The organism is Alteromonas sp. AWQ4_252 (assembly GCF_056158205.1).
In genome coordinates, this window is the sequence record NZ_JBSWSV010000001.1 from 2,954,445 (window position 1) to 2,974,411 (window position 19,967).

A 19,967-nucleotide genomic window follows, 5' to 3' on the forward strand; every position below is an offset into this window, starting at 1 on the left:
ATGTTAGATCCAAAGTTACTTCGGTCAGACATAGAAAATACAGCCAGAAAACTGGCTGAACGCGGCTTTACACTGGACGTAGAAGCATTTAACGCTTTAGAAGAAAAGCGCAAGGTACTTCAAACTAAGACCCAGGATTTACAAAACGAGCGCAATGTTCGCAGTAAGGCTATCGGTAAAGCGAAAGCACAGGGGCAAGACATAGCACCCTTGTTAGCCGAAGTTGGGCAATTAGGCGACGACCTGGACGCGGCCAAGGCCGAGTTATCTGTGTTGCTGGAAGAAATCAACACTTTTACTCAGGGTATCCCAAACCTTCCCCATGGATCTGTTCCGGTAGGAGCAAATGAGGATGATAACGAAGAAATTAGTCGCTGGGGTACACCGCCTGCTTTTGACTTTGAAGTAAAAGATCATGTCGACCTTGCTGAAGGGCTTGATAAAGGCGCTGACTTTGAGCTGGCGTCTAAACTCACTGGTAGCCGTTTTGTGGTCATGAAAGGTCAAGTAGCCAAGCTGCACCGAGCCCTTGCTCAGTTTATGCTCGACGTGCATACCAATGAACATGATTACCAGGAAATGTATGTTCCATACCTGGTCAACCACGACAGTTTGTACGGTACCGGGCAGTTGCCAAAATTTGGTGAAGATTTATTTCATACTCAACCCGCTACTGAAGAAGGTCAGGGCCTTTCTCTTATTCCAACTGCGGAAGTACCGTTAACCAATATTGCCCGTGATGAAATTTTTGACGCCAAGCAATTGCCGATCAAAATGACTGCGCATACTCCTTGTTTTCGCAGTGAGGCTGGTTCTTATGGTCGTGATACCCGTGGACTTATCCGTCAGCATCAATTCGAAAAGGTAGAACTTGTTCAACTTGTTAGCCCCGAAGCCTCTTTTGATGCGCTGGAAGCGTTAACGAACCATGCTGAAAGTATCTTGCAGAAGTTAAATTTGCCGTATCGCAAAATGCTTCTTTGTACAGGCGATATGGGGTTTGGCGCATGTAAAACTTACGACCTCGAAGTGTGGTTGCCTGCTCAGAATACATACCGGGAAATTTCTTCATGTTCGAACATGCTGGATTTCCAGGCACGACGGATGCAAGCGCGTTATCGCAACCCAGAAACAAACAAACCGGAATTATTGCACACACTTAATGGCTCAGGTCTTGCTGTAGGCAGAACATTAGTTGCAGTACTGGAGAACTATCAGCAGGCTGATGGCAGCATTATTGTACCAGAGGCCCTTGTAAGCTATATGGGTGGTGTTGCCCAAATAAAAGCAGGCTAATTATTTGGAGGGGAGATGTTCTCTCCCTTAGATCTTTACAAACACTTAGCAGGCTTTGGTAAGCCTGCTAGCTTAGTGGCTTGTTTGGCTGGCCCTTTTTTGAACAACCGTTGTAAATAGCGGCTATTCCCTTTCTCAGGGCCGTATTTCATTGCCATTGCTTTAACTAAGGCCCGAATTGCCGGGCTGGTTTCATATTCTTCATAGAAGTTTCTAACGAAGCGGACTACTTCCCAGTGCGCCTCTGTGAGTTCGATGCCTTCACTTTCGGCAAGCATGGGTACCATGTCTTCACTCCACTGAGTGTAGTCAATTAAATAGCCATTTTTATCCACAGAAACAGTTTGGCCGTTCCAGGTTATTGTATGTAGTTCAGTCATAAAATAAGCCAATGTTGATGTTCATTGTGAAGCGCTACCCATTGGGACATCGATAAACGATGCTTCTCGTCAACCGCAACCCCTCGCGCTTTGGCATCTTCATCTAATACTTTAACTGCCAGGTGTTGCAGTTGTGTATACTGATAGACGCCTCCCTCTTTAAGCAGTAGCACGTCATCATTAGTCAATCTTTCAACATAGCGCTGTTGAATAGTGTTATTACTGGCATTGGTAACTATGATTAGCATTAAAAGGTCACCACGTGTTCACACTGAACCAGTAACGTTTTGAGGGTTTCGTGATTACATGGTTGTGCAACATCGTTAAGCTGTTGTTCTGTTACGCCATATGGCGACAGGTCCTCTTCCACATAATAACAAGTCTCTACATCGAAAAGCGGTAGTGCGTTAATTCGTTTACTGTGATTTCGCGTACCCTTTGTAACAGGCATTTGTTGCTTAACTAATTGCAAGATCCCTTCACCTTCGAAAACCATGATGACTTCATGACCGTAATTAGTCGCACTTAGGGCGAAGTCCAGTCCGTCAGATGCCGAGCTGGTTGAGTAGGGAGGGCTTGTCATCCGTATGAGAAGTGTGGACATCAAAACTGCACCAGTTTGTCGCTGTCGTGAAGCGAGGTAAAAAACTCTGCTAATCCGGTTTGATCAAATGGTGCTGAGCATACCTGGGATGTTACACCTCTTTTTTCTCCGGCTGTAACACACACTCGCAGTGCCGCACCGCTTTCACAGTGGATTGCCTTCCACGCTTCAAACAAATTAATTTCACCATTTGTTGGCACCATCGTAGACATGGCGTTATAGACACCGGCCTGGTAGAAAAAAATTTGATCTATTTTCCGTTCTTGTTTGATTAACTGCTGGCAAAAACGAACGGCATCAAGACTTCTGCAGCTGTCGTAAGGGGAAGATGTTACAAGAATAGAATATGATGACATAAAAACAAAAACACCCCGTTAACGGGGTGTTTTCTCCACGCTCGGTTAAACGTTAGTCGTCGCCGCCAAATGCGCCTAACAGGTGCAAAATGGAAGTGAACAGATTGTATATATTCAAATACAATGACACAGTTGCACGTATATAGTTAGTTTCGCCACCGTTTACAATTCTGCTCGTATCAAACAAGATAAAGCCTGACATGATGAATACGATAGCAGCATTAATTGCCAGTGAAACCGCCGGGACCATAAAGAAAATGTTTGCGATGCCCGCTACAATAGCAACGAGTAAACCAACAATTAAAAAGCCCCCCAAGAAAGAGAAATCTTTCTTCGTAGTCAACGCATAGCCTGATAGTGCAAAAAACACCAAAGCTGTTGCACCCAGCGCTTGCATAATTAAGCCTGGCCCAGCGACACCGAGATAAAAATTGAGCGTATAACCCAAGGATGCGCCCATCAACCCGGTAAACAGAAATACCCAGTAAATACCTGAAGCTGACTCTGCTTTGCGCTGAACAACAAAAAGAGTAATTAACGCGCCGATGGTCATACCCAGAGACATCATTGGTGAGATGCCTACGGCCATAGCAACTCCGGCACAAACCGCACTGAAAGCCAGTGTCATTGCTAACAACATATAAGTATTACGCAACACCTTGTTAGTTTGTAATACCGATTGTTGAGATGCACCTGCATACATCGAACGTTGATCCATTGTTTCCTCCAGAAGGATAATTAAAAACCAAATAGGTTGGTTGCCTCTATCTTAGGTCATTTGTATGGGTTTTGGTTCACTTTTTCAAGTTATTTAACAAGGATTAATAGGCAAAGAGTGTAAGTGATTAAAAAGACAACCCTGGGAGAACGAAAAATAGCCGCTTTGTTTAAAAGCTGTGCGGTTAGACATTTTTTTAAAATTAAGGCTTTACAGCCTCAAAAATATCATTAAGATACGCATCACTTCTCGGAGAGATGGCAGAGTCCGGCTGAATGCACCTGACTTGAAATCAGGCGAAGGGTCAAACCTTCCGGGGGTTCGAATCCCTCTCTCTCCGCCACATTCAAAAAAAACCGCCTCACGGCGGTTTTTTTATTTCTTTCAAAAGCTTATCTCAAGAAATCGTTTTTATTAAATTGCTGTAATTTGATCTTCGCTTTTCCGGTCACGTAGTTAAATAACATAATTACAACCCTTGCATTAGCGTGAAAAGTTCGCGCCTGATGTGCACATCACTATTGTTTTTTGTGCTAACGTTAAAACTAGCATGCAGCATAATTGTTACGGTGCAACGGTAGCATTATTCAGAGGAAGCAAATGACCGTTTTACACACCCCTTCTTTACAGAATGGTGATTCAGACGCAGTTCGAAAAAGTTTACTTGCGTATTTTCATCATTCGTTCGACACCTATGAAAGCTTATTTTCAAACCTAGCCAGCGATGATGCGTTTTATCAGCGTCCGGAAAAGCTCAGGCATCCGCTTATTTTTTATTTTGGGCATACAGCGACGTTTTACATCAATAAGCTCGTTCTGGCCAAGCAAATCAACGACAGAATAAACCCGCATTTTGAATCGCTATTCGCCATTGGCGTTGATGAAATGAGCTGGGATGACCTTAACGAAGAGAATTACAACTGGCCGACCGTCGATGACGTCAGGGCATACAGACAACAGGTAAGAAGGTTGGTGTCTGATTTGATTTCCACCGTAGACATAGCGCTGCCTATAAACTGGGAAAGTCCTGTCTGGCCAATTGTTATGGGTATGGAACACGAAAGAATTCACCTGGAAACCTCTTCGGTACTCATTCGTCAACTGCCGTTAAATTACGTGTCTCCCCAGTCAGATTGGCCACCTCACCGAGAAGCAGGGCCTGCACCAGTTAATGAGCTTGTTGCTATTGCAGCAGGTGATATTTGCGTAGGTAAATCCCATGACGACGATTTTTACGGGTGGGATAATGAATACGGTGTTCATCACGCTAGCGTGAAAGCCTTCAAAGCATCTAAATATGTGGTCAGCAATGGTGAATATCTGCGCTTTGTAGAAGCTGGAGGCTACCAGATGAAGTCACTGTGGGAAGAAGAAGGCAGGCAATGGCTTGAATATACCCAAACAACTCACCCGGTATTCTGGCGATTAGAGGAAGGGAAATACCTTTATCGAACCTTAACGGAGGAAATGCCACTCCCCATGGACTGGCCTGTTGACGTTAATTACCACGAAGCCAAAGCTTTTTGTAACTGGTTAACAGAAACATCTGGTCGCCTCATTAGACTGCCAAGTGAAGACGAATGGTTCAGGCTACGGGATCAGGCTGGTGTTACCGAAGAGCGTTACGCAGATGATTGGCAAATTGCTCTTTCTGGTCCGGCGTCTGCTGTGCCGGTGACATTGCATGAGCGCAACGGCATTTTCGATGTTGTGGGCAATGTCTGGCAGTGGACAGAAACGCCTATTTATCCTTTTGAAGGCTTTAAAGTACACCCCTTGTACGATGATTTCACCACGCCAACATTTGATAATAAACATAATTTGATTAAAGGTGGATCCTGGATTTCCACTGGCAACGAAGCTGCGCGAGCGAGTCGCTACGCTTTTCGCCGACACTTTTTTCAACATGCCGGGTTTCGCTATGTTGAATCTGAGGCCGCTATCAAAGTGAATGATTTTGATTACGAAAGTGATACTCAAGTATCTCAATACAGTGAATTTCATTATGGTAATACATATTTTAATGTGCCAAATTTTGCTGCCGCAGCAGTGGCTTATGCAATGCAGTTCGCAAAAGACACCACTAAACATAAAGCGCTGGACTTAGGGTGTGCAGTTGGTCGGGCTTCGTTTGAATTAGCCCGGTATTTTGAGCATGTTGATGGTATAGACTTTTCTGCTCGTTTCATTAAAACCGCCTGTGCAATGCAGAGTGCTGGTGAAATTCGTTATGATCTAATTGACGAAGGGGAGCTTACCAGTTTCCATGTACGCAGATTGTCTGATGTTGATCTCGATTCTGTTAAAGATCGGGTTCATTTTGCTCAGGGTGACGCTGCCAATCTCAAACCCCAGTATACCGGTTACGACCTGATCTTCATGAGCAATCTCCTCGACCGTGTACCGGAGCCAGAAAAGATGCTTCATAGTGTCGCTGAGAGGCTTAAACCGGGCGGTTTGTTAGTTGTTGGCTCGCCGTTTACCTGGCTTGAAGAATACACAAAAAGAGATAAATGGTTGGGTGGCTACAAAGAAACTACCGGGGAAACCTTGTCGTCAACGGACGCACTGGAGAGGGTACTCCAGGACAGTTTCGAACGGGTAGCGTTACCTCATGATATTCCCTTTGTCATAAGAGAGACTAAACGTAAGCACCAACATTCTCTATCTGAGTTTAGTGTGTTCAAACGAGTTAAATAATGTTATTGCCAAATAGGAAAGGCACTGGTTCACTTAAATATGACGGTGTCGCTGAACGGTTTGGCGATTCAGATAAAACCGTGTTACCCATGTGGCTGGCGGATATGGATTTCCCGCCTCCAGACTCGGTGGCGTCCCATCTTAACGCTTACCTACAACAGCGCTTTGGTTATCAGCAAGGTACTATAAATGAGTCAGTTTCAAACTGGTATGCACGAAGGGGAATTATAGTCAGGGAAAGTTCGATAATCAGTTGTGCTTCAATTTTAGCGGGTATAGCGAATAGTATTCAAACGCTATCGTCACCTGGTGACAGGATTGCCGTATTTAGCCCCAGCTACGGCCCACTTTTTTCCCTGGTTACTGACAACGATAGAACACTTGTGACTGTATCTATGGATGGAAACCCCTCGATAGAAAATGTAGTCGACTCCGGTGAACTTCCTTCAGATATTAACATGGTGATCCTGTGCAACCCGAATAATCCTACCGGTCACGTAATGAGCGCTAAAGATTTGTCAGACCTCGCGCAGTTTTGTACAGACAGACGCGTCCCGCTACTTGTTGACGAGGTACACAGCGAATTTATTCACACAGGTTCCAGGTTTGTTTCAGCGTTGTCATTACCTGCACCTCTGAGAGAATGTGTGGTGGTAGCGCAGTCACCCAACAAAGCTTATAACCTTGCACATCTACCTGCTGCTTCCTATTTGGTAATAAATAATCTCCAATGGGCTAAATGGGTTGACGATCGTCTACTCGGTCAACATTTATATGCCGGCGACCTGGCGTGCGCGGCATTAGCAGCTGCCTATCACGAAGATAATGACCCTTGGCTAAGTAAAGTAATATCCACAGTGAATAAAAACAGGCTACTGTTTTTTGATGCTTTGAAAAAAACTCCTCTCGTTAGCGAGTGTCCCAGGAGCACCTGTTTTTTCTGGTTGGATCTCAGCTCTATTTTTCCCAAAGAATGTAACGTTGCCGATGCTCTGTATCGAGCCACGGGGTTGGCAACTAATGAAGGAAGCACCTTCGGACAACCCGGGTTTGTGAGGTTAAATCTGGCAACCAGTCAAGAAGTAATTGAAGAAGCGCTGGCTCGTATTGAAACACTCATTCATTCTGCAAAATAGAACGATAGTCTCGTATTTTTGCCATTTTAAAAACAATTAGCAGGATTATCATGGGGCACTTAATCATTAGGAGTGACCCATGAGATATATACGACGCGCTTCAGAGCGAGGTACGGCCGACTTTGGTTGGCTTCAGTCTTTCCATACGTTTTCATTTGGTCGATATTACGACCCCAATCACATGGGTATGTCTGTGTTACGGGTTTTAAATGATGACTCTGTAGCACCAGGGCGTGGCTTTGATACGCACGGTCATCGGGATATGGAAATTATATCTTATGTCACTGAAGGGGCGCTTGAGCACAAAGACAGCACTGGCAACGTTCATACAATTCCTGCTGGCGATGTTCAGCGAATGAGTGCTGGTAGGGGTATTATGCACTCTGAATATAACGCTTCTGCCACTGAAGCCGTCAAATTTTTGCAAATATGGATCATTCCCAACCAAGCTGGTATTCAACCCGAATACGAGCAAAGAACGATAAAGCAAATAGGCGTTATGACGCCCCTTGTAACGCCAACGGGTACTCAGGGAAGTGTACGAATAAATCAGGATGCAAGTATCTACCGGGTTTTACCTGAAGACGGCAAGCCGCTTTCCCTTTCAACGAGGCAACGAATGGGTTATCTCCACCTAATTCGAGGCACGTTGCAAAACGAGTTCGTTGAACTTAACGCAGGTGATGGCTTGGGGCTATATCAACAGGATGCGATTACACTTGATGCACAGGGGAGTGTGGAAGCGCTTTGGTTCGATTTACCCGTTATCTAGATTTTCTCAAATAAACTGGAAATCTAGATGATTACTCCAGAATAAATATTCACGATTGCCACATTTCACAGCAGCGGTGAAAATGGTATTATAAATTGTGCCCCATAGGCGACATTCATTATAATAACGACGATTTAGTGAGCGCAAACGTGATAAAAATTATCCTGGCAGACGACCATGAATTGGTCAGAACAGGGATCAGGCGTATCTTGGACGATGAAAAAGAATTTTCGGTTGTGGCCGAAGCGAAAAACGGTGAAGATGCGGTAAAGCTGTGCCGTCACAATGCGCCTGACATTGTGTTGATGGACGTAAACATGCCTGGCATGGGCGGCCTTGAAGCGACTAAAAAAATAGTTCGTATGTCTGAGAACACTCGTGTTATCTGTTTATCTATGCATAAAGAGCATCCAATTCCTTCGCAGGTTATGCAAATCGGTGCTTTCGGCTTTCTTACAAAAGATGCAGAACCGGAAGAAATGATTCGAGCGATTTACAAAGTACACGCAGGGCAAAAATATTTACCTCAGGATATCGCTCAAATGATTGCGATAAAAAGGGTTGTTCCAGAATCGGATAATCCTTTTGATACGCTTTCTACCCGTGAGTTGAATATTGCAATGCGGCTTACCAAAGGACAAAAAGTACCTGAAATTGCCAGCGAGCTTAATATAAGTGCAAAAACCGTAAATACGTATCGGTACAGAATGTTTGAGAAGCTCGATGTAGAAACTGATGTAGAACTCACCCATTTGGCGTTGAGACACAAGCTTATCGAACCAAATATGTTGTAAGGTTTGAATGACTCAATTTGATCACACCGCGTTTCTGCGTACCCTCACCAGTCAGCCTGGCGTTTACCGTATGTACAATGACCAGGGTGACGTTATCTATGTGGGCAAGGCGAAAAACCTGAAAAAGCGGGTTAGCAGTTATTTCAGAAAACAACTAGACAACGCCAAGACCCGTTCCCTTGTTGCCAGTATTGCCAACATGGATATCACAGTTGTTAACAGTGAGACAGAAGCCTTCCTCCTCGAAAATAACTTCATAAAGAAGTATAAGCCCAGATACAACGTGGTTATGCGGGATGACAAGTCTTACCCGTTTATCTTCTTATCGTCTCATACACATCCCCGGCTTTCATTCCATCGCGGGCCGCAAAAGAAGAAAGGTGAGTACTTCGGGCCGTATCCCAGCGCATGGGCAGTGAGAGAAAGTTTGCGGACCATGCAGAAGATTTTTCCCGTTCGACAGTGTGAAGACAGTTACTACAGAGCAAGGAGTCGCCCTTGTTTGCAATATCAAATGAAGCGTTGTAGCGCGCCCTGTGTAGAAGGTTACGTTTCAGATGACGAGTATAAAGAACAGGTTGACTTAGCACGCTTATTTCTTAACGGTAAAAACCAGCAGGTCATTGGGACACTGGTTGAAAAAATGGAAGACGCCAGCGAGCGTCTCAATTTTGAAGCTGCAGCACGGTATCGCGATCAAATTAATGTTTTGAGGAAAGTGCAGGAACGCCAATGGGTCGCCGGAACCCAGGATGAAATGGATATTTTCGGCTTCGCGGTAAGAGGGAATATGGCGTGTATCCAGGTTATGTTTATTCGGGACAGTCAACTCCTTGGCAGTAAATCTTATTTCCCCAAGGTTCCCGCTGCATCCAGTGAAGATGAGATTTTTGAGTCTTTTTTCCTGCAGTTTTACTTGTCTGGAAATAAAATTATTCCCAAGCAAATTGTTATTCCAAGGCCTCTAAGCGAAGAAGATAGTATCGTTGAGGTGCTAAGTGAAGAAGCAAAACGGAAAGTTAAAATCTTTAAAGGTGCCCGCGAGGAAAAGCGCCGCTATTTAAAACTAGCGCAAAGTAACGCGGAAAATGCGTTGGATGCGCAATACAGTCAACAAAAGTCAGTACACGCCCGGTATATGGATCTTGAAGATATTCTCGATCTTGATCAACCTGTAGCCCGTATGGAGTGTTTTGATATCAGTCATACATCTGGCCAGCAAACAGTAGCATCCTGTGTTGTATTTAACCGGGAAGGGCCCCTGAAGAGCGATTACCGGCGTTACAATATTGAAGGGATAACCCCAGGTGATGATTATGCGGCTATGGCACAAGCATTAAAACGCAGGTATAAAAGTGTACAGGAAGCGAGTAAAATTCCCGACATACTGTTTATCGATGGTGGTAAAGGGCAACTTGCTCAGGCGGAAGCTTTTTTTGCAGATTGGCCTGACGACACGAAACCTTTACTAATAGGTGTTGCAAAAGGGACGACCAGGAAACCTGGTTTGGAAACGTTAATATTAGCTGATTCCCACGAGACTATCCCTATGCCGGGGCATGCGCCGGCATTACATTTAATTCAACACATTAGAGATGAATCACACCGGTTTGCGATTACTGGCCACCGGGCTCGTCGACAGAAAGCCAAAACGTCGTCAACCCTTGAAGATATCCCGGGTATTGGTGCTAAGAGAAGGCAAAGCCTGCTTAAATTTCTCGGTGGATTGCAAGGTGTGAAAAAGGCGAGCAAAGACGATATAGCTAATGTTCCGGGAATTAGTCCTGAGTTAGCAGACATTATTTATGACCATCTGCATCTGTAACCATGTTGAACAGGCAGGGACGTTTTTATTTTTAACAGCATGAAAGACTTCAAAAGGTAGTAAAAAAAGCGTTATGTGGACGGTACCCAATTTAATTACATTGTTTCGGGTTATCCTTATTCCCGTATTTGTCGGGGTTTATTTTCTTGATTGGCGTTGGGCTAAAGAAGTTGGCGCCTTTATTTTTTGGCTGGCAGCTATCACGGATTGGTTCGATGGCTATTTGGCCAGAAAACTAAAACAAAGCACACCATTTGGTGCATTCCTAGACCCAGTGGCAGATAAGCTCATTGTTGCCACGGCTCTGATAATGATCACCCACACATACGGCAGTCTTTGGATCACTTTGCCAGCTATTATACTAATGGTACGGGAAATCTATATTTCAGCGCTGCGGGAATGGATGGCACAACGGGGTTATAGTGACTCAGTGAAAGTGAGCTTTATTGGCAAAGCAAAAACCATGGTTCAGATGCTAGCGCTAATTGGGTTACTAAGTGGACTTGAAAGCTTCATGGGTATTCCGATTTATTGGGTAACATTGGGTCATGTGCTGTTATATATTGCAGCAGTGCTTTCTATTTGGTCTATGCTGGTTTATACCGGTGCTGCCTGGAAGCATCTGGCGGGGCGTTCAAAACAACAAAACTGATTGACATTCGATCAATGTGAATAAAAATGCTGCAAACAATCACAAAAAGAGTAATTTAGGGGGAAATTACTGCTTTTTGCAGTTGACAGTTTTATCGGTAAAGGTAGAATGCACCCCACGTTTTACGGAGCACCGAAAAACGTTTAGTTAGCGGGAATAGCTCAGTTGGTAGAGCATGTACCTCGTCACGAAGTGATTGCCAATCTTGGCAAGGTGACGAAGAAATATGTTTACCTTCTCTATATCTGCAAACAAAGCGGGAATAGCTCAGTTGGTAGAGCACGACCTTGCCAAGGTCGGGGTCGCGAGTTCGAATCTCGTTTCCCGCTCCAAATTGGCGGAATGGCAGAATGGCTATGCAGCGGATTGCAAATCCGTGGATCTCGGTTCGACTCCGGGTTCCGCCTCCATTACACTGTTAAACGCAGTAACAGGCTCCAACCTGTACCAGTCGAAAGACAACCCAGCCCGGGTGGTGAAATTGGTAGACACAAGGGATTTAAAATCCCTCGCTGGTAACAGCGTGCCGGTTCAAGTCCGGCCCCGGGCACCATTTTTCTCCCACTTACACAAAATTGTAATTCAACTGTATTTTGTTTCAGAACACTCGTATGATAGTGATTCTATAGACTATTCGTATAGGGGGACATCCTGATTTATGAGCCATTTCCTGATCTCAGCAGAGCAGTTACATGAGAAGCTATTAAATCAGCGAGTAGTACTACTTCGTGCTCTTATGGCAGACCCCGTCAATGGCACTGCAGACAACACAACTACCGGCGTCATTGCCAATGCTGTTGACTTTGATATTGACGGCGAAGGCAGTGATCATAAAAGCGCTGTTCCACATACCATGTTGTCTCCATCCGATCTTGCAGTCATTCTGGGAAATAAAGGGATAACGGCAAATACAGAAGTTGTTGTTTACGATAACAGAGGGCAATTTTCCGCATCAAGACTATGGTGGATGCTCAAGTCAGTTGGTCATCGTCATGCGCTTATTCTTGACGGTGGTTGGCCGGAGTGGAACCGACTCTTTCCAAATTCACCTCAGTCGCAACCTAATAGCCCCAATAACACCTTATACCAGTCGTCTGATACATCGGGTGAATGGTTTGTGGATGCAAATTACGTGGTTGATACGCTTGGCACTGATGTACAGATTGTAGATGTAAGAAGTGCAGATCGATTCTATGGAAGAGTCGATGAACCCAGAGTTGGTTTGCGGCGGGGTCATATCCCAGGGGCGTTTAATTTGCCTTTCGCACAAGTATTAGAAAATGGTCGTTTTAAATCCGTTAAATCCCTGCGTACACTTTTTGCGTCAATTGGCGTTTCGCTGGACAAACCGTTAGTTTTCTCCTGTGGTTCAGGTGTTACGGCATGTGTAGTCGGTGTCGCTGCCCGTCTATGTGGTGCTGAAGATGTCAAAGTTTATGATGGCGCCTGGTCTGAATGGGGCGCATCAACAACTCTTCCTATTGAGGTTTAATATGGATAATTTTCCCAAGGTTGTCATACTCACAGGGGCTGGAATATCCGCTGAGTCCGGATTAAAGACCTTTCGAGATAGCAATGGCTTGTGGGAAAATCACAAAGTGGAAGACGTGGCTACACCAGAAGCCTTTGCGGCAAATCCTGAGTTAGTCTACCGGTTTTATAATGACCGTCGGGCACAATTACAACTTCCCGACGTAACCCCAAATCGCGCTCACGAGGCTTTAGCGTCGCTGGAAAGCGCATTCGGCAACAATGTACTTCTCGTCACACAGAATGTGGATAATCTTCACGAGCGGGCAGGGTCTCGAAATATTATTCACATGCATGGTGAATTGTTGTCATCACGATGTACAAAAAGTGCTATTAGCCACACTTGGCACAAATCGTTTGATGCATCTACTCCTTGTCCTTGTTGTAAGCCCTCTGCCGCTATGCGCCCTGATATTGTCTGGTTCGGTGAAATGCCACTACAGATGGAAGAAATCATCCTTGCGTTAACCAAAGCGGATATTTTCATTTCCATCGGTACATCTGGTCAGGTGTATCCTGCTGCTGGTTTTGTTCAGGTAGCCAAAGACAGTGGTGCACGCACGGTGGAACTCAATTTACAACCCAGCGATAGATACGCGTTGTTTGATGAATCCTACCATGGCAGAGCCTCTGAAATTGTGCCTCAATTCGTGCATAGTCTGATTGACGAATATGCGTTAACCACCCAATAATAGTTTCTTTCACTCATGTATTTACAAGAATTTCTGACTATTGCAATAGTCCACCTTGTTGCGGTGGTAAGTCCGGGCCCTGATTTCGCAGTAGTTGTCAGACACAGCGTGAGGTATGGGCGTACAATCGCAATTATCACCAGTCTTGGGATTGGAGCGGCGATCCTGTTACACGTGACTTATTCTTTGGTAGGGTTAAGCGTTTTGATAAAAACCACACCCTGGTTGTACACTGCGTTTAGTTATGCCGCTGCAGCATATTTGTTGTACCTGGCTTATGGCGCGCTAAGAAGTGGTCCACAAAAAGACAGTAACAAAGAAGGAACAGGCGATAACGGTCAATACACTATTTCATTTTCTAAAGCATTTGGTATTGGGTTTCTGACTAACGGCCTTAATCCAAAAGCAACCTTATTCTTCCTTTCTCTATTTACCGCCATTATCAGTGCTGACACACCCTTTACTATCAAACTGGGATACGGTGTTTATCTTGCTGTTGCTACAGCGGTATGGTTTTGTTTTCTTTCCTATTTACTCAGTACAAGTAAAGTTGCCAAACTTATTGGGGAAAAGGGCTATTGGCTAGATAGGACAATGGGCGTGTTGTTGGTTGGTTTGGCAATAAAGCTTGTACTGATGTGAATACGCTTTATTACAAAGCATTTCGTGGGGTTGTTGATGTTAATCAGTTATAATGAAGGTCTGTGAACAAACGTAATTAATACTGTGTCAGATCTAAACAAAATCCCTTTGAGCAAATCTGCGCTTATCAAGACAAATGGTCAATTTCATTTCAGTTGGCTGGCCAAAACATCGGTGGAAATTCTCAAAAAGCAGTTTAGTGCCATGTTACAGGGGTGCCTTGTGCTGTTAGTTTCTGTCATTGCCAGTGGTGTGCTCCTCTCTTACTTTTTTTCAATAGAGGAGATGAGCCAGCTTTCGCCATCTCAGCAGGGTATTATAGATATTGCTTTAATTTTAGTCGTCGCGCCACTGACGGCCGGCATTGCTGTGATGGGTGTAACTGCAGCTCGATTTCAGCAGGTCAGAGCCCTGGATATTTTCAATTACATACCGTTAGTCATTGTGCTTGCATTGGCACAACTTCTGATTTCTATTCTCGTTCAGATTGGCCTCATTCTACTTCTGGTTCCTGGCATTTACCTGTTACTGGCTACAACGTTTGTATTACCGTTAATTGCCGATAAGAAGCTGGGGATTTTCGATGCTATTTTACAATCCTGTAAAATGGTGAATAAATTTATACTATCGTTCATTGTTCTTTTCTCTGTATTTTTCGTATTGTTCTTGTTGAGCCTTTTGACTTTTGGGTTCGCCTTGTTGTTTGTTATGCCTTTGTACTTTGTAACCTTAGGTGTAATTTACGTAGTGCTTTTTGACGAAGAAAATCCGTCTGATATGTCTTTAGACAAACAGGAGTTAACGTTCGATGCATAAACGGGAGACCATGAAAATTGTTTTGATTACGGTAGCCATTTTGCTGGTTATTGTTATTAATGCATGGATTATGTCGTCTGATGAGCCGGATATACTGGACGTGCCCATGACCGAACAAGCCAGAAAGCCGGTACCTGATTTTAAGAGCATAGAGAATATTCAGGAGAAAAAAGAAGCTTTCTTTAGTTACCTCAAGCCGGAAGTGGAAAAGCAAAACGAATATTTGTTGTCGTTGCGCCATTATATACAAACGCTACAACGAAAGTTGTCTACGGGGGAAACCCTCTCTGATGAAGACAATGAACGAATTAGTTGGTTAGTGAATGAATATCAGGTAGACAAAAACGCAGACATCGAAAAACAAATGGCAACACTGTTAAGGCGGATAGATATTTTGCCTGTTTCTCTGGTGCTGGCGCAAGCTGCCAACGAATCTGCGTGGGGTACCAGTCGTTTTGCCAGAGAAGGCTACAATTTTTTTGGGTTATGGTGTTTTAGAAAAGGGTGTGGATTTGTCCCGTCACGACGATCACCTGGCTTGGAGCACGAAGTGGCACGTTTTCCTAATTTGTCAAAAGCTACATACACCTACATGAGAAATATTAATCGTCATAATGCGTACAAAGAATTGCGCAATATTCGCAGTACGCTAAGGGCCAATCAACTTCCCGTCAACGGTGTGGCTTTAGCGGAAGGCCTGATGAATTATTCTGAACGGGGTATCGCTTATGTTGAAGAGCTTCAGGCAATGATTCGATATAACAGGGAGTATATGTAACCGTGGTAAAATTAGGTGTCTTACTGATAGCACTCATGTGCACGACGTCTTATGCTGAAACTATCCAGGTAGAATACAGCCGGTTTTATAGCCACATTAAAAAGCTAGAGCATGAAGATACGCAAGCGCTGCAATTTGCATTTGGCTTTTTGCGCGTCGGGGAAGGGCGCCTCTGTGGCATTACGTCGGCGAATATTGTCACAGATAAACAAGTGATCCCTGTTGTGGTGTCACCAGAAAACCGTTTTACCCTGCCATCTGAAAAAGCCCTCAAATTAGCTGATGCTAAGGTTGAAGTGGCTTTTGAAGAACGTGCAAACGTGTGTGACATGTCTGTTCAGCTAGAAACTAAACCCACATTTTTGAAAACCCAATATTCACAAAAAGAACTGCAGTTTTTGCTAGAGCAATACCGGTCATTTTTCAATGCCATGGGCAGTTTTTTGTCGTTTATGATGCCGACGGTGGAAGGCTTGGTTGTGCAGTTTGAAGACGAAGACATTAGTATGCCCGCAGACAGAAACCGGCCCGCTATCACCATGGGAATGCTGGTTTTAACCCAATCCTATATCGATGAGCATGATTCCCTTACGTTACCAGAAGCGCCTTTACGGATCACGGCAAAAGCGATTAAGTAACAGCCGGCCCTCAACTTTCAAAATTAGTCTGTACTATCTATAACAAGTTGATAGCGAATTTCTTCAGCAAGACGATTAACGGTTTTTTCCCCCACTTCACAGAGTTCTGCTGCGCGGTGAAATTCCATTAATCCAACATCAGACAAATGGGGTTCAATTAACACGTCGGGTGGATCGCCAGCCAGCCTGGAGCGGGTGACTCGGGCTTGTAAGATCTCCAGCGAGCTACTCATTACACTTAAGATCCCCGGAGGATTCAGTTTTTCACTTTTGTCTTCTGGAGAAAACCACTGTCTGACAAGGTTTGAACTTTTAGAAAAGAAGTCATCGGTTTTGCGTTGGATTTTTTCATGTTCAACGGTGGGTTTTTCCAGTCGTTGAGGTTTAAAGTCTGCGTTAAGATTTACCGCGATAACAAAATCTGCGCCAAGCTGCCGGCATAAGTTTACCGGGACAGGGTTTACCACAGCTCCATCGACCAGCCAGCGGCCTTCATGGGCAACCGGGCTGAATAATGCCGGTATGGCGCAAGAGGCCTGGATACAACTACCTACTGGCCCATTGTTAAACATAACTTCACGACCAGAATACAAATCAGTGGCGACAACTGCGAAGGGCTTCTCCATCTCTTCAAAGGTCTCAGCGCAAAATTCCTCTGCCAACTTGGTAAAGACTTTTTGCCCACTAGCAATACCGCCTTTACGTAAGCCTACACCCATAAGTGACAATATTTGCCACTCGGTAAGGGAAGACGCCCAAGTTTTTAAAGGCTCGAGTTTACCGCTTGAATAAGCAGCACCTACATAAGCACCAATGGAACAGCCCGCCACAATGTCAATGTGCACGCCCAATTTTTCAAGTGCCTGAATAATGCCAATGTGAGTCCAGCCGCGAGCTGCACCAGCGCCTAAAGCTAATCCTATTTTCATTATTATTCCGTTAAGTTAACTATATTTACCGAAGCAGCTGTTGATGACTCTTGATCATCATCAGGAAAAGCGGGAGCATCGAATGCCGTGTCACCGTCTGCAACTGGCGAGCCTGTTGTAGTGATGTCGGCAAAATTGTAGAGATTTTTGTCTGCCAAGTGCGAAGGCGCGACGTTTTGAATAGCACGAAACATGGATTCTATTCGACCTGGAAACCGTTTATTCCAATCCTGAAGCATCATCTTAATATTCTGTCGTTGAAGATTTTCCTGAGAGCCGCATAAATTGCAAGGTATGATCGGAAACGAAGCAGCATCAGAGTACTTTTGAATGTCTTTTTCACTGCAGTATGCCAATGGGCGTATGACGATATGTTCACCGTTGTCGCTCACCAGTTTTGGTGGCATAGACTTCAATTTTCCACCGTGGAACATATTTAGAAAAAGGGTCTCGAGCATATCATCACGATGATGGCCTAATGCAATTTTTGTTGCGCCGATTTCCTTGGCTGTGCGGTAGAGGATCCCGCGCCGAAGCCGCGAGCACAGTGAGCAAGTTGTTTTACCTTCAGGAATTTTATCCTTAACAATAGAGTAGGTGTCTTCCTGGACTATCTTGTACTCTACGTCAATACTGGCCAGATATTCAGGTAAAATGTGCTCTGGAAACCCGGGCTGCTTTTGGTCGAGATTAACCGCCACGATATCAAAATGTATAGGCGCTATGTTGCGCAGGAAAAGCAGTATATCCAACATGGTATAGCTGTCTTTACCACCAGATAAACACACCATGACTTTGTCGCCATCTGTGATCATCTTGTAGTCGTCAATTGCTTTACCCACGTGTCTTCTCAGACGCTTCTGAAGTTTGTTAAAGTTATATTTTTGCTTACTTTGTGCGCTGTGGCTCGGTTCAGTAAGTGGAGAAGAGGCAGTGTGATTCATGGCAATTCAAAACAGTTGGTCAAAACAAAAGGTGCATTATACGCCGAGTAAACCGATGCCGCCAATTAGAATAACGCAGAAAGGCACAGGCGAAAAAACGTGGTTGCAAAAGTGATAGGCCTCCTGTGTCTTTTGATGGCCTGAATTTTATTCGATACAGTTGGTGGGAATGTCCATTGAATGGAGCTTTTTATCCATGGCGTCAAAATCGAGAATAGTAATTAGCTTCCCGTCAACTTTGAGGATAGCTTCCTTTTGAAAGCGGGTGAGTAAACGACTGATAGTTTCTACCGTAAGCCCCAAATAGTTGCCGATATCATTGCGGGTCATACTCAAATTAAACTGGCGATGAGAAAAGCCACGCTCTTCAAAGCGACCGGATAGATGGGCGATAAAATAAATGAGTCGTTCTTCAGCAGTGCGTTTGTTTAACAGCATCATCATTTCGTGATCCTGTTTTATTTCTGCACTCATAAAGCGCATGATCTGGTGGCGTAATTTGGGGAATTGTTCAGCTATTTTATCCAGTGTCGCATACGGTAGCTCGCAGACCATAGCGGTTTCGAGGGCTTGTGTATAGCTCTGATAAGTTTCATCCCGAAGACCGTCGAAGCCAATAATATCACCGGGAAAATGAAAGCTTATAATTTGTTCTTCACCTTCTTTATCAGTTACAAAACTCTTAAACGAGCCTGCTCTCACAGCGTAAAGAGAGGTGAACTTATCACCCGCTTCTACGAGAATATCTTGCTTGTGCAGAGGCTTTTTTCTTTCGATGATGTCGTCGAGTGACTCAACCTCTGTCTTGTTTAACGCAACAGGCAGACATAGATGACTAAAGCTACAATTTTGACAATGAATAGAAAAATCTGTTCGGCGTTGCATAAACTCACCATAAATGCGAAAAATCTAATGTATAGTATCGAATACTCGTACAATCAACAAGAGCGCGTAACACAATAAACTACAAGCGATAACTTGACGGACCCAAAATTGTTTTAGCTGCCTCGAAAGCCATTGTGCCCCAAGCGCAGTTGCAATTAAAGTAGGCAGTGTACCTAAACCAAACCCAGCCATTATCAGGCCACCGTCCAGAGCACTTCCCGATGCTAAAGCCCAGGTAAGCGTTGAGTAGACCAGGCCGCATGGTAGCCAGCCCCAAATCATTCCATAGGGAACAGCATGAAACGGCGTTTTGAACGGAATAAAGCGTTTTGATAGTGGTTGTAAGTAGCGCCAGATGATTGAACCTGCTTGCTCAATATAGGTTAGCCCTCGCCACCAATTTCCCAGGTAAGCCGCCATAGCGATTAACATAATACAGCTTATAACGAGTAAAATTGGGCCTGATAAAGGCACGTAGTGTGTAGCGATTTGGCCAAATGCGCCAGTTAATATTCCGGCAATAACGTAACTGAATATTCGGCCGGCGTTATACGCGAGTGTATATAATAATTTGTTACGCCTTGCATGTATTGCTGCATTCATTGCCAAACTGACACCACCGCACATGCCGATACAATGAATACCTCCGGCCAGACCGATTAGAAGAGAGGAAAGAAAACCCAGTTCATTCATTCAGCTTTTTACGCTCTTCGGCCAGTTTTTTTTCTTCTGGAGGCAGGTCGTCGTCAAACAAAATACTATATCCTTGTCGATCTAAATCCTCAAACTGATTAGATTTAACTGCCCAAAAGAAAATTGCAATGGCCAATGCAACTAAAATTATCGCTAAAGGAATGAGGACATAGATAATGCTCATAAT

General features: G+C 44.4%; 23 protein-coding genes and 4 tRNA genes. 17 read left to right on the forward strand and 10 right to left on the reverse strand.

Features of this window, described 5'->3' with window-relative positions; all coding sequences use genetic code 11:
* Entirely contained in the window at positions 1-1,296 is a 1,296-nt protein-coding gene (gene serS / locus ACXACM_RS13035; protein WP_474822234.1) for a serine--tRNA ligase, read from the forward strand.
* Positions 1,297-1,331: 35 nt separating this feature from the next.
* Here serS and ACXACM_RS13040 read toward each other — a convergent pair whose 3' ends face one another.
* The 5 genes from ACXACM_RS13040 to ACXACM_RS13060 are packed head-to-tail and all read right to left on the reverse strand — an operon-like array spanning position 1,332 to position 3,354.
* Positions 1,332-1,676: a TusE/DsrC/DsvC family sulfur relay protein gene (locus ACXACM_RS13040; RefSeq protein WP_474822235.1), complete on the reverse strand. Its 345-nt coding sequence runs from the start codon at positions 1,674-1,676 to the stop codon at positions 1,332-1,334.
* On the reverse strand, positions 1,673-1,924 hold the full coding sequence (locus ACXACM_RS13045; RefSeq protein WP_474822237.1) for a DsrH/TusB family sulfur metabolism protein: 252 nt from the start codon (positions 1,922-1,924) through the stop codon (positions 1,673-1,675). The genes ACXACM_RS13040 and ACXACM_RS13045 overlap by 4 nt, the downstream gene beginning before the upstream one ends.
* Entirely contained in the window at positions 1,924-2,280 is a 357-nt protein-coding gene (locus ACXACM_RS13050; RefSeq protein WP_474822238.1) for a DsrE family protein, read from the reverse strand. Before ACXACM_RS13050 ends, ACXACM_RS13045 begins: the two co-directional genes overlap by 1 nt.
* Positions 2,280-2,636 carry a sulfurtransferase complex subunit TusD gene (gene tusD / locus ACXACM_RS13055; RefSeq protein ID WP_474822239.1) on the reverse strand — a complete coding sequence of 119 codons (357 nt, stop codon included), beginning with the start codon at positions 2,634-2,636 and terminating at the stop codon, positions 2,280-2,282. Before tusD ends, ACXACM_RS13050 begins: the two co-directional genes overlap by 1 nt.
* Positions 2,637-2,688: 52 nt before the next feature.
* Complete coding sequence (locus ACXACM_RS13060; RefSeq protein WP_474822241.1) at positions 2,689-3,354, reverse strand: Bax inhibitor-1/YccA family protein; 666 nt, start codon at positions 3,352-3,354, stop codon at positions 2,689-2,691.
* A gap of 251 nt (positions 3,355-3,605) precedes the next feature.
* Here ACXACM_RS13060 and ACXACM_RS13065 point away from each other — a divergent pair.
* The 16 genes from ACXACM_RS13065 (at position 3,606) to ACXACM_RS13140 (ending at position 16,329) form a co-directional block, all read left to right on the forward strand.
* Positions 3,606-3,697 (forward strand) — tRNA-Ser (locus ACXACM_RS13065).
* A gap of 257 nt (positions 3,698-3,954) precedes the next feature.
* The gene (ovoA, locus tag ACXACM_RS13070) at positions 3,955-6,054 is read left to right on the forward strand and encodes a 5-histidylcysteine sulfoxide synthase (RefSeq protein WP_474822242.1); all 2,100 of its coding nucleotides are present in this window, start codon (positions 3,955-3,957) and stop codon (positions 6,052-6,054) included.
* Positions 6,054-7,190 carry an aminotransferase class I/II-fold pyridoxal phosphate-dependent enzyme gene (locus ACXACM_RS13075; RefSeq protein WP_474822243.1) on the forward strand — a complete coding sequence of 379 codons (1,137 nt, stop codon included), beginning with the start codon at positions 6,054-6,056 and terminating at the stop codon, positions 7,188-7,190. Before ovoA ends, ACXACM_RS13075 begins: the two co-directional genes overlap by 1 nt.
* Positions 7,191-7,269: 79 nt before the next feature.
* Positions 7,270-7,962 (forward strand): pirin family protein, encoded by a 693-nt coding sequence (locus tag ACXACM_RS13080; protein WP_474822244.1) that lies wholly within the window; start codon positions 7,270-7,272, stop codon positions 7,960-7,962.
* 149 nt (positions 7,963-8,111) lie between these two features.
* Positions 8,112-8,756, forward strand: coding sequence for a UvrY/SirA/GacA family response regulator transcription factor (gene uvrY, locus ACXACM_RS13085; RefSeq protein WP_474822246.1), 645 nt, complete (start codon positions 8,112-8,114; stop codon positions 8,754-8,756).
* 7 nt (positions 8,757-8,763) lie between these two features.
* The gene (uvrC, locus tag ACXACM_RS13090; protein WP_474822247.1) at positions 8,764-10,581 is read left to right on the forward strand and encodes an excinuclease ABC subunit UvrC; all 1,818 of its coding nucleotides are present in this window, start codon (positions 8,764-8,766) and stop codon (positions 10,579-10,581) included.
* A gap of 73 nt (positions 10,582-10,654) precedes the next feature.
* A complete protein-coding gene (gene pgsA / locus ACXACM_RS13095; protein WP_474822248.1) occupies positions 10,655-11,233 on the forward strand; it encodes a CDP-diacylglycerol--glycerol-3-phosphate 3-phosphatidyltransferase in 579 nt (192 codons plus the stop codon).
* 256 nt (positions 11,234-11,489) lie between these two features.
* A tRNA-Gly gene (locus ACXACM_RS13100) sits at positions 11,490-11,565 on the forward strand.
* 4 nt (positions 11,566-11,569) lie between these two features.
* Positions 11,570-11,643 (forward strand) — tRNA-Cys (locus ACXACM_RS13105).
* 56 nt (positions 11,644-11,699) lie between these two features.
* Positions 11,700-11,786, forward strand: a tRNA-Leu gene (locus tag ACXACM_RS13110).
* 105 nt (positions 11,787-11,891) lie between these two features.
* Complete coding sequence (locus tag ACXACM_RS13115) at positions 11,892-12,725, forward strand: sulfurtransferase (protein ID WP_474822249.1); 834 nt, start codon at positions 11,892-11,894, stop codon at positions 12,723-12,725.
* A gap of 1 nt (position 12,726) precedes the next feature.
* Positions 12,727-13,455: a Sir2 family NAD+-dependent deacetylase gene (gene cobB / locus ACXACM_RS13120; protein WP_474822251.1), complete on the forward strand. Its 729-nt coding sequence runs from the start codon at positions 12,727-12,729 to the stop codon at positions 13,453-13,455.
* Positions 13,456-13,470: 15 nt separating this feature from the next.
* Positions 13,471-14,097: a LysE family translocator gene (locus tag ACXACM_RS13125; protein WP_474822252.1), complete on the forward strand. Its 627-nt coding sequence runs from the start codon at positions 13,471-13,473 to the stop codon at positions 14,095-14,097.
* A 108-nt stretch (positions 14,098-14,205) separates the two neighbouring features.
* Positions 14,206-14,913, forward strand: a complete 708-nt coding sequence (locus ACXACM_RS13130; RefSeq protein WP_474822253.1) for a hypothetical protein — start codon at positions 14,206-14,208, stop codon at positions 14,911-14,913.
* Entirely contained in the window at positions 14,906-15,691 is a 786-nt protein-coding gene (locus tag ACXACM_RS13135; RefSeq protein ID WP_474822255.1) for a glucosaminidase domain-containing protein, read from the forward strand. Before ACXACM_RS13130 ends, ACXACM_RS13135 begins: the two co-directional genes overlap by 8 nt.
* A gap of 2 nt (positions 15,692-15,693) precedes the next feature.
* A complete protein-coding gene (locus ACXACM_RS13140) occupies positions 15,694-16,329 on the forward strand; it encodes a DUF2987 domain-containing protein (protein WP_474822256.1) in 636 nt (211 codons plus the stop codon).
* Positions 16,330-16,352: 23 nt separating this feature from the next.
* Here ACXACM_RS13140 and rssA read toward each other — a convergent pair whose 3' ends face one another.
* The 5 genes from rssA to ccoS form a co-directional block, all read right to left on the reverse strand.
* Complete coding sequence (gene rssA, locus ACXACM_RS13145) at positions 16,353-17,258, reverse strand: patatin-like phospholipase RssA (protein ID WP_474822258.1); 906 nt, start codon at positions 17,256-17,258, stop codon at positions 16,353-16,355.
* A gap of 2 nt (positions 17,259-17,260) precedes the next feature.
* Positions 17,261-18,202: a tRNA 2-thiocytidine(32) synthetase TtcA gene (gene ttcA / locus ACXACM_RS13150; RefSeq protein ID WP_474822259.1), complete on the reverse strand. Its 942-nt coding sequence runs from the start codon at positions 18,200-18,202 to the stop codon at positions 17,261-17,263.
* Positions 18,203-18,349: 147 nt separating this feature from the next.
* On the reverse strand, positions 18,350-19,087 hold the full coding sequence (fnr, locus tag ACXACM_RS13155; protein WP_474822260.1) for a fumarate/nitrate reduction transcriptional regulator Fnr: 738 nt from the start codon (positions 19,085-19,087) through the stop codon (positions 18,350-18,352).
* 24 nt (positions 19,088-19,111) lie between these two features.
* Positions 19,112-19,780, reverse strand: coding sequence for a sulfite exporter TauE/SafE family protein (locus ACXACM_RS13160; RefSeq protein ID WP_474822262.1), 669 nt, complete (start codon positions 19,778-19,780; stop codon positions 19,112-19,114).
* The gene (gene ccoS, locus ACXACM_RS13165) at positions 19,773-19,964 is read right to left on the reverse strand and encodes a cbb3-type cytochrome oxidase assembly protein CcoS (protein ID WP_474822263.1); all 192 of its coding nucleotides are present in this window, start codon (positions 19,962-19,964) and stop codon (positions 19,773-19,775) included. Before ccoS ends, ACXACM_RS13160 begins: the two co-directional genes overlap by 8 nt.
* Positions 19,965-19,967: the final 3 nt, after the last annotated feature.